This window comes from Streptomyces poriferorum, assembly GCF_019399235.1.
In the GTDB taxonomy this organism is placed as follows: Bacteria; Actinomycetota; Actinomycetes; order Streptomycetales; family Streptomycetaceae; genus Streptomyces; species Streptomyces poriferorum.
The window spans coordinates 1-6,688 of record NZ_JAELVH010000419.1 but is presented as its reverse complement, the minus strand read 5'-3'; the positions used below and the strand labels follow the sequence as shown (position 1 = coordinate 6,688).

Below are 6,688 nucleotides of genomic sequence, written 5' to 3'. Positions count from 1 at the left end.
ACTCCGGACAGGAACCGGGGGCCCGGGGAGGGCCGGGGCTCAGCTGGTGCGGCCCTTGGAGTCGAACGCCTTCATCCGGTCCAGCACCCCGTCCGCGGTGGGGTGCATCATCTGGTCCACGATCGCCCCGTCCGCGAGGAAGATCACCCGGTCCGCGTAGGAGGCGGCGGCCGGGTCGTGGGTCACCATCACCACGGTCTGGCCCAGTTCGCGCACCGAGTTGCGCAGGAAGCCGAGGACCTCGGCGCCGGAGCGGGAGTCCAGGTTTCCGGTGGGCTCGTCGCCGAAGATGATCTCGGGCTGCGAGGCCAGCGCGCGGGCGACCGCGACGCGCTGCTGCTGGCCGCCGGAGAGCTCGGTCGGGCGGTGCTTCAGCCGGTCGGCGAGGCCCACCATCTCGATGACCTTGCGCAGCCAGTCCTGGTCGGGCTTGCGGCCCGCGATGTCCATCGGCAGCGTGATGTTCTCCAGCGCGGAGAGCGTCGGCAGCAGGTTGAACGCCTGGAAGATGAAACCGATCTTGTCCCGGCGCAGCTGGGTGAGCTGCTTGTCCTTGAGGGACCCCAGCTCCGTCTCACCGATGCGCACGGAACCGCCGGTGAAGCTGTCGAGACCGGCGACGCAGTGCATCAGCGTGGACTTGCCGGAGCCCGACGGGCCCATGATCGCGGTGAACTCGCCCTGCGGGAAGTCCACGGTGACCCGGTCCAGGGCGGTCACCTTGGTCTCGCCCTCCCCGTAGACCTTCGACAGTTCCGTGGCGCGGGCGGCCACCGCAGTGGCGCGGTGAGCGGTGGACATGGTGGTCACGGGAGACTCCAGGGTCGGTTCGTACGGGACGGGGCCCGCCCGACGGCCACGCCGGGCGGCGGGGGCCCGGGGCAGGGGCACTGCTCCATCCTCTCCGCCGGCCGGCCGCCGGTCGTCACCCCCGGTGCCCGTTCCGGGGGCAGCCTTGAGTCGCATCACGGGGTGCCCGGCGTCCTCCTGCGGTATGACACCGACCCCGAGGGCCGTCCCCGCCTACCGCGGCGGGGCCGTCGACCCGCGCGGGACGAGCCGGGCCGCCGCGTCCTCGAAGCCCGCCGCCGTACCGTCGGTGACCAGGGACAACAGGATGCGCGCGGCATGCCCCCCGTACGCCGGGATGTCGCGGCTCAGTGCGGTGAGCGGCGGCCGGACCACCCGGGAGAGCTGGGAGTCGTCCCAGGCGACGAGCGAGAGGTCGGCCGGCACGTCCAGCCCCATCTCCTGGGCCACCGAAAGACCGGCCACGGCCATGATGTCGTTGTCGTAGACGACAGCGGTGGGGCGTCGCGGGGAGCTGATCAGGCGTCGCGTGGCGTGCGCCCCGTCCTGGCCGGAGTAGTCGGTGTGGACGATGACGGGCTCGCCGAGCCCGAGTTCGGCGCAGATCCCGGCCTGGGCCCGGTCGCGCAGTTCCGTGTGGTCGAGGCCGGGCAGCCCGGCGACCCGGGCGATGGACCGGTGGCCCAGTGCGGTCAGGTACGTGAGGGTGTCCCGGAGGGCCGTGTGCTCGTCCGACCATACGGAGGGGAGCGGGCCGGCGGCGGAGGGGTGGCCGATCACCACGGCCGGCAGCCCCAGTTCGGTGACGCCCTCGATGCGGGGGTCGGGGCTGCGCAGATCGGCGAGGAACACGCCGTCCACCCGGCCCTCGCCCCACCAGCGGCGGTAGACCTCCAGTTCCTGCGCCGGATCGGTGACGACCTGGAGGAGCAGGGCGCAGCCGCGCGGGGAGAGTTCGCTCTCGATGCCGCTGATCAGCTCCATGAAGAACGGTTCGCTGCCGAGCAGCCGGGCGGGCCGGCAGAGGGCGAGGCCGACGGTGTCGGCCCGGGCGCGGGTGAGGGCGCGGGCGGCGCTGTTGGGCTGCCAGCCGATCTCCTGAGCGATGGCCTTGATGGTGGCGCGGGTCGTGGGGGAGACGCCCGGACGGTCGTTCAGGGCGTAGGACACCGCGACCTTGGAAACCCCGGCCCGGCGGGCGATATCGGCGATCGTGGGGCGGTGCCTGGGCAATGCGACCTCGCTTAACCGGTTCGTATTACATGAAACGCCTTGGACTTCGACCCTCGCGTGTGCGGCTCTTCTCCTGGAGCGATGATCGCTCAACTGCCCATGAAAATAAAGGGATGGGAGCGCTCCCGCACCCTTGACATGCCCTCCCGGCGGCCTTAGCTTCACGGCACTTACCCGGTTCAGTAACTCCGCTCGGCAATGACGGCGGGGAGAAGGAGGGACGATGGGCACGGGATTCCGGGGACGGACCGCGGCCACGCTCGCCGTGATCGCACTCGCCGCCACCGCGTGCACGGGGGGCGGCTCCTCGGCGGGCGGCTCCGGCGGCGGAGGGGGCGGCGCGCTCCCGCGCAACGAGACGCTCTACACCACCGGTACGCAGTGGGGGCCGCCGGCCAACTACAACCCGCTGCACAACTGGGACCACGCCACCGGCACCAAGGGGCTGGTCTACGAGACGCTGTTCCACTTCGACCCCAACGAGGGCAAGCTGACGCCCTGGCTGGCGGAGTCGGGCAGCTGGACCGGCGACAAGACGTACGAGATGAAGCTCCGTCCGGGCATCACCTGGTCGGACGGCAAGCCGCTGACCGCCAAGGACGTCGCGTACTCCTACGGGCTCGGCAAGATCGAGGCCTCGTCCTTCCACACCCTGTGGAGCTGGCTGTCGGACGCGAAGGCGGTGGACGCCACGACGGTCCGCTTCACCTTCAAGCAGGCCCGCTACCAGGAGTGGGACTTCACCCTCTACGGGCAGCCGATCGTTCCGGAGCACATCTGGAGCAAGCGCGCCGAGAAGGAGATCCTCGACGGCGTCAACGACAAGCCGGTCGGCACCGGTGCGTACACGCTCAAGAGCCACTCCCAGGACCGGGTCGTGTGGCAGCGGCGCGACGACTGGTGGGGCGTCAAGGCGCTCTCCATGAAGCCCGCGCCCCGCTACATCGTCGACGTGTCCAACCCGAGCAACGAGGTGGTCATCGGTCAGCTGGGTCAGGGCCAGCTGGACCTCAGCAACAACTTCCTGCCCGGCGCCTCCTCGCTGATCAAGAGCAAGAAGGTCGTCTCGTACTACGACAAGCCGCCCTACATGCTCTCCGCCAACACGGCCTGGCTGGTGCCCAACACCACGAGGAAGCCGATGAACGACGCGGCCTTCCGCCGGGCGCTCGCCGCCTCGGTCGACACCGGGAAGATCGTCAAGGGCGTGTACGGGGAGCTGGTCAAGCCCGCCAACCCGACGGGTCTGCTCCCGCAGTGGGACAAGTTCGTCGACCAGGACCTGGTCTCCCGTGAGGGCTTCTCCTTCGACACCGACAAGGCCAAGCAGATCCTCGCGGACGCCGGCTACAAGGACACCGACGGCGACGGCCTCGTGGAGAACAAGGACGGCTCCAAGATCAGCCTGAAGCTGGCCGTGCCCACCGGCTGGACCGACTGGATGGAGGCCGCCAAGGTCATCGCCTCGTCCGCCAAGGACGCGGGCATCAGCATCACCACCGAGTTCCCCGACGCGAACGCCCTCAACGAGACGCGCGGCAAGGGCAACTTCGACCTCGTCGTCAACAACGAGCGCCAGCTCTCCAGCACCCCGTGGACGTACTACGAGTACATGTTCCAGCTGCCCGTCCAGAAGCAGCAGAACACCGTCAACTTCGGCCGGTACGAGAACGAGGAGGCCTGGAAGCTCGTCCAGGAACTCGGCGGAGTGAAGACGGACGACACCGAGGGCATGAAGAAGGTCATCTCGAAGATCCAGGCGATCCAGCTCAAGGAGATGCCGGTCATTCCGCTCTGGTACAACGGCCTCTGGGCCCAGTCCACCACCGGAAGCTGGACGAACTGGCCGTCGGACGCCGCGGGCGCGCCCAAGTACGCACCGGCGCTGTGGCGCAACTGGCTGGAGATGGGCGGCTTTGAAGCCCTCACCCAGATCAAGCCCGTCAAGTGACACGGCCGTTCTGAGGAGGACCGGCCCCGCGCCGGCCGTTCCGGGAAGGACCGGCTCCGTGCCGGCCCTTCCCAGGGGCCGGCCGGCCGTGCGCCGGCCGTTCTCGATTCCATGACCGCCCCGCCGTGCGCGCGCCGCCCTGACCGCCGCCCGTACGGCGGGGCTCTCTCCGGGGAGCTCCCTTGCGCCGCTACTTCGCCCGCAAACTTCTGATCTACGCGCTGACGTTCGTCGTCGCCGTCACCGTCAACTGGATGATCCCGCGCTTCATGCCCGGCGACCCCGTCGCCGCCATGGTGGCCAGGGCCCGGGTCTCGCAGCCCGAGGCCGTCGAGGCCATGCGCGCCTACTACAACGACCTGTTCGGCTTCGACGAGCCCGTCTGGCAGCAGTACCTGCACTTCTGGGGCGCCCTGCTGCAGGGCGACTTCGGGCTGTCCATCTGGGTGTTCCCCAAGCCCGTCGCCGACGTGCTGCTCGACGCGCTGCCGTACACGCTGGGGCTGATGATCCCGTCGGTCCTGCTCAGCTGGTTCGTCGGCAACTGGGCCGGGGCGCTGGCCGCCCGCCGCAAGGTGCTCGACAACACCGTGCTGCCGGCCGGCTACCTGCTGACCGCGATGCCGTACATGTGGATCGCCGTCATCCTCGCCTGGGCGCTCGGCTCCAAGGCGGGCTGGTTCCCGCTCTCCGGCGGCTACAGCCTGGACATCCAGCCGACCTGGTCCACGGCCTTCGCCGTGGACCTGCTCCAGCACTGGGTGCTGCCGTTCCTCTCGCTCTTCCTGGTCGCGCTCGGCGGCTGGGCCATCGGCATGCGCAACATGATCATCTACGAGCTGGAGTCCGACTACTCCTCCTATCTCTCGGCCCTCGGCGCACCGCAGCGGCTCATCCGCCGCTACGCCTTCCGCAACGCCGTCCTGCCCCAGATCACCGGACTCGCCCTCCAACTGGGCGTCCTGGTGGCCGGGGCCCTCGTCACCGAGATCGTGTTCGCCTATCCCGGGCTCGGCTCGCTGATCCTCGCCGCGATCCAGAACCAGGACTTCTTCCTGCTCCAGGGCGCGTTCCTGTTCATCGTCATCGGCGTACTGATCGCCAACTTCCTCATCGACATCGTGTACGTCGTCGTCGACCCCCGGACCCGTACCGGCATGGCAGGAGGCCAGTCATGAGCACCGTGCCCGAACCGGCCGCCGAGACCGCCGCACCCACCGCAGCCGCCCGGCCCGGCCGCGAGACGCTGCACTACGCCGTGCGCAACCCCAAGCTCATCATCGGGTTCACCGTCGTCGTACTGCTCCTGCTCACCGGCATCATCGGACCGCCGCTGCTCGACAACGCCGACCCGAACGAATACGTGGGCCCGCAGGCCGCGCCGCCGGACGGCACGTACTGGATGGGCACCACCACCTTCGGCCAGGACGTGTACGCCCAGTTCGTGCACGGGCTGCGCGCCACCTTCCTGGTCGGCGTCGTCGGCGGGGCCATCGCCGCCGTCATCGCCATGCTCGTCGGCTTCCTGGCCGGCTACCGCGGCGGAGCGGTCGACGAGATCCTCAACATGCTCACCAACGTGGTCCTCGTACTGCCCGCGCTCGCCGTGCTGCTGATCATCAACGCCTACCTCGGCGTCCGCTCGGTGCCCGTGCAGGGTCTGTTCATCGGGCTCACCTCCTGGCCCTGGGCGGCACGCGCGATCCGCGCGCAGACGTTCTCGCTGCGCACCCGGGAGTTCGTGGACCTGGCCCGGCTCAGCGGCAGCGGCACCTGGCGGATCGTCTTCCGCGAGATCGCGCCCAACATGAGCTCGTACCTCTTCATGATGTTCATCCTGCTCTTCGGCGGCTCCGTCCTGATCGCCTCCTCCCTCGACTTCATCGGGCTCGGCCCCACCGAGGGCGTCTCGCTCGGGATGATGCTGCAGAGCGCCCAGCAGTGGAGCGCGCTCCAACTGGGCATGTGGTGGTGGTTCGTCCCGCCGGGCGCCGGGATCACCGCGATCGTCGGCGCGCTCTACGTCGCCAACGTCGGCCTCGACGAGGTCTTCAACCCGAAACTCCGGGAGGCCTGAGACATGACTTCCACCGTGACCGATCCCGGAGAGGCCCTGAGCACATGACCCTGACCGTGACCGACCTACGGGTCCACTACCGCACCCTGCGCGGCGAGGTCCGGGCCCTGGACGGCGTCTCGTTCGACCTGGCCGACGGGGAGATCCTGGGCCTGGCGGGCGAGTCCGGCTGCGGCAAGACGACGCTCGGCAAGTCGCTGATCCGCCTCGACGGCCGGATGCGGCACGCGGGCGGCACCGTCACCCTCGACGGCGACGACGTGCCGGTCGCCGACGACCGCGCGATGAACGCCTTCCGCTTCCACCGGATATCGCTCGTACCGCAGTACTCCATGAGCGCACTCAACCCGACCCGGCGCATCGGACGCATGATCCGCGAACTGCTCGCCTCCCGCGGCGTCAGCGTGGACACGCCCGAACTGCACCGCCGCCTCGACCTGGTGGGCCTGGACCACGACGTCCTGAACCGCTACCCGATCGAGCTGTCCGGCGGCATGAAACAGCGCACCGTCATGGTGATCTCCACCCTTCTCGACCCGTCCGTCCTCATCGCCGACGACGGCCCGCTGGGTGGAGACGTCCAGCGCCGAGGTGACCTCGTCGGCGATGAGGACGGA

General features: G+C 69.5%; 6 protein-coding genes. 4 read left to right on the top strand and 2 right to left on the bottom strand.

The window, feature by feature from the left end; genetic code table 11:
- Positions 1–39: 39 nt before the first annotated feature.
- Positions 40–810, bottom strand: coding sequence for an ABC transporter ATP-binding protein (locus JGS39_RS37415; RefSeq protein ID WP_219574244.1), 771 nt, complete (start codon positions 808–810; stop codon positions 40–42).
- Between the two features lie 213 nt (positions 811–1,023).
- Complete coding sequence (locus JGS39_RS37410) at positions 1,024–2,043, bottom strand: LacI family DNA-binding transcriptional regulator (protein WP_219574243.1); 1,020 nt, start codon at positions 2,041–2,043, stop codon at positions 1,024–1,026.
- A 223-nt stretch (positions 2,044–2,266) separates the two neighbouring features.
- Here JGS39_RS37410 and JGS39_RS37405 point away from each other — a divergent pair, with 223 nt between their 5' ends.
- The 4 genes from JGS39_RS37405 to JGS39_RS37390 all read left to right on the top strand — a co-directional run.
- Complete coding sequence (locus tag JGS39_RS37405; protein ID WP_219574242.1) at positions 2,267–3,994, top strand: ABC transporter substrate-binding protein; 1,728 nt, start codon at positions 2,267–2,269, stop codon at positions 3,992–3,994.
- A 182-nt stretch (positions 3,995–4,176) separates the two neighbouring features.
- Positions 4,177–5,172: an ABC transporter permease gene (locus JGS39_RS37400; protein WP_219574241.1), complete on the top strand. Its 996-nt coding sequence runs from the start codon at positions 4,177–4,179 to the stop codon at positions 5,170–5,172.
- Positions 5,169–6,071 (top strand): ABC transporter permease, encoded by a 903-nt coding sequence (locus JGS39_RS37395; protein WP_219574240.1) that lies wholly within the window; start codon positions 5,169–5,171, stop codon positions 6,069–6,071. Before JGS39_RS37400 ends, JGS39_RS37395 begins: the two co-directional genes overlap by 4 nt.
- 44 nt (positions 6,072–6,115) lie before the next feature.
- Positions 6,116–6,688, top strand: a 573-nt coding sequence (locus JGS39_RS37390; protein WP_219574239.1) for an ATP-binding cassette domain-containing protein, incomplete at its 3' end; no start/stop codon positions are given.

What these genes read in the sequence shown, in the direction of transcription:
- JGS39_RS37405 (WP_219574242.1), top strand. Translation starts at nt 2,267, where the DNA reads ATGGGCACGGGATTCCGGGGACGGACCGCGGCCACGCTCGCCGTGATC.
- JGS39_RS37395 (WP_219574240.1), top strand. Translation starts at nt 5,169, where the DNA reads ATGAGCACCGTGCCCGAACCGGCCGCCGAGACCGCCGCACCCACCGCA.